The organism is Longimicrobiaceae bacterium, assembly GCA_035936415.1.
In the GTDB taxonomy this organism is placed as follows: domain Bacteria; phylum Gemmatimonadota; class Gemmatimonadetes; order Longimicrobiales; family Longimicrobiaceae; genus JAFAYN01.
Window position 1 is genome coordinate 1 of sequence record DASYWD010000552.1, and the last position, 2,391, is coordinate 2,391.

General features: G+C 73.8%; 4 protein-coding genes. All 4 read left to right on the top strand.

The annotated features are described in order from the left end of the window. A partial coding sequence (locus tag VGR37_22165; protein ID HEV2150119.1) for a hypothetical protein occupies positions 1–199 on the top strand: 199 nt, incomplete at its 5' end. 55 nt (positions 200–254) lie between these two features. Further along, the gene (locus VGR37_22170; GenBank protein HEV2150120.1) at positions 255–1,007 is read left to right on the top strand and encodes a M23 family metallopeptidase; all 753 of its coding nucleotides are present in this window, start codon (positions 255–257) and stop codon (positions 1,005–1,007) included. Positions 1,008–1,047: 40 nt separating this feature from the next. Beyond that, positions 1,048–1,461: a polymer-forming cytoskeletal protein gene (locus VGR37_22175; protein ID HEV2150121.1), complete on the top strand. Its 414-nt coding sequence runs from the start codon at positions 1,048–1,050 to the stop codon at positions 1,459–1,461. Between the two features lie 151 nt (positions 1,462–1,612). Further along, positions 1,613–2,365, top strand: a complete 753-nt coding sequence (locus tag VGR37_22180) for a Nif3-like dinuclear metal center hexameric protein (GenBank protein ID HEV2150122.1) — start codon at positions 1,613–1,615, stop codon at positions 2,363–2,365. Positions 2,366–2,391: the final 26 nt, after the last annotated feature.

Below are 2,391 nucleotides of genomic sequence, written 5' to 3' on the forward strand. Positions count from 1 at the left end.
CCCCGGGCGCGAGAGCGGCCGGCCCGGCGACCCGCACGTGCGGCACCTGGAGACGGAGCTGCAGCGCGCCCTGGGCACGCAGGTGCGGATCCGCGTGGGCGGCGGGCGGAGCGGCCGGATCGAGATCCCCTTCTACAACGCGGACGACTTCGACCGCGTCCTGGAGCTGCTGCTCGGCGCCGAAGCGGCGAGGGCCTGATTCTCCTCGCCAGCAGGTGAGAGTGCCGAGAGGCAAGCCCCGGGACGAGCGCCGCATGACCTTCATCGTGGTCCCCCACGGTGGAGGCGGGCTGAGCACGCGCTCATTCGAGATCTCCTACCGCAGGCTCCGCGTGGTGGCGCTCCTGGTGGCCGCCGCGGCGCTGGTCTGGGTGGTGACCATGGCCTCGTGGGTGCTGGTGGCGGCCGAGGCGGCGCAGGTGCCGGGGCTCCGGCGGGAGATCGCGGCGCTGCAGAAGGACCGCGCCCGGGTCCAGCAGCTCGCGGGGCTGCTGGCCCGAATGGAGCGCCAGAACGCGCAGATGCGGAGCCTGCTCGGCGCGGAGGCGCTGGAGGAGGCGCGCGCCCGGCGCGCGGCCGAGGAGGGGGGGGCGGACTCCCTCCCCCAGGCGCCCGTGGAGGCGACGGTCCCCGCCTCGTGGCCGCTGCAGGGCCGGGGGTTCGTGACGCGCGAGCACCTGGCGCGGGTGCGGGGCCGCCACCCGGGGATCGACATCGCCGTGCCGGAGGGGACGTACGTCCGCGCCTCGGGCGGGGGGACGGTGGCGGAGGTGGGCGAGGACAGCGTCTACGGGCGCTTCGTCCGGATCCGCCACAGCGGCGGCTACGAGACCATGTACGGGCACGCCTCGGAGATCCTCGTGGAGCGGGGCGCGCAGGTGGCGCAGGACCAGGTGATCGCCCTGAGCGGGAACACCGGCCTCTCCACCGCCCCGCACCTCCACTTCGAGGTGCGCAGGAACGGCGAGCCGGTGGATCCGCGCACGCTGGTTAAGGCTCCCAGGTGACGAGAGCATGTTCGGAAAGAAATCTTCGGAAAAGGGTGCCGTGGCACGCGAACGGGTGAGCGCCGCGCTGGGCGTGGCATCGGCGGATGGAGCGATCTCCATCATCGGGGCGGGGATGCGGATCGTCGGCGACCTGATCACGGACGGCACCGTCCGGGTGGAGGGCCGCGTCGAGGGGACGATCCGCGCCGGGAAGGCGGTGGTGCTCGGCAAGGGCGGCGAGGTGGTGGGCGACATCTTCACCCAGGACGCCGTGATCGGCGGCCGGGTGCAGGGGCGCGTCATCGCCGAGAGCCGCCTGGAGCTGCAGAGCACCTCCGAGATCACCGGCGAGATCACCGCCCGCACCTCGCACCTCCAGCTGGACGAGGGGGCGCGCTTCAACGGCCAGGTGCAGATGGTGGACGACGGGGCGCGGGCCCTCCCCGCCGCGGCGGAGTCGGCGCGCGAGTAGTCCACCGCGCTCCGGCGACTTCTCCACAGCCCGCGGAAACCGCGGAAGCGCCTGTGGCTGAACCGCTTGGGGGTTTTCCACAGGGCCGTCCACAGATTTTCCACGCGAGTTTTCCACGTGCGTGGATTTCCCGGGGGGAGGTCTCCTGAAGATGCGCCTGGAAGAGCTCTGCACGTACCTGGACGCCTACCTGAGGATCGGCGAGGTCCCGGACTACCCAGGCGCGCTGAACGGGCTGCAGGTGGCCAACGGGGGCGAGGTGACGCGCGTGGCGGTGGCCGTGGACGCGGCGCAGGCCACCGTGGACGGGGCGGTCCGCGCGGGCGCGGACCTGCTCCTGGTGCACCACGGCCTCTTCTGGGATGGGAACCAGCCGGTGACCGGCCGCCGCTACCGCCGCCTCAAGGCGCTGCTGGACGCGGGGGTCGCGGTGTACGGCGCGCACCTCCCGCTGGACGTGCACCCGGAGGTGGGGAACAACGCCGTCCTGGCCCGGGAGCTGGGGGTGGAGCCGCGGGGCACCTTCGGCGACTACAAGGGCTACCCGCTGGGGGTGTGGGGCGAGCTGGAGCTTTCGCGCGAGGCGCTCTGCGCGCGGCTGGACGCGCTGCTGGGCGGGCGGGTGAAGATGGTGCCCGGCGGGCCGGAGCGGGTGCGGCGCGTGGGCGTGGTCACCGGCGGCGCGGGGAGCATGGTCGGCGCCGCGGCGGCGGCCGGGCTGGACGCCTTCGTCACGGGGGAGGGCGCGCACCACAACTTCTTCGACGCGGAGGAGGGGGGGATCAACCTCTTCCTGGGGGGCCACTACGCCACGGAGACCTGGGGCGTGCGCGCTCTCGCCCGGCACCTGGAGGAGAAGTTCGAGCTCCCCTGGAGCTTCCTGGACCACCCCACGGGCCTCTGAACGCGGGCGGGGGGGGGGGGGGGGGG

Coding starts and splice junctions, on each gene's coding strand:
- VGR37_22170 (HEV2150120.1), top strand. CDS start 255: ATGACCTTCATCGTGGTCCCCCACGGTGGAGGCGGGCTGAGCACGCGC.
- VGR37_22180 (HEV2150122.1), top strand. CDS start 1,613: ATGCGCCTGGAAGAGCTCTGCACGTACCTGGACGCCTACCTGAGGATC.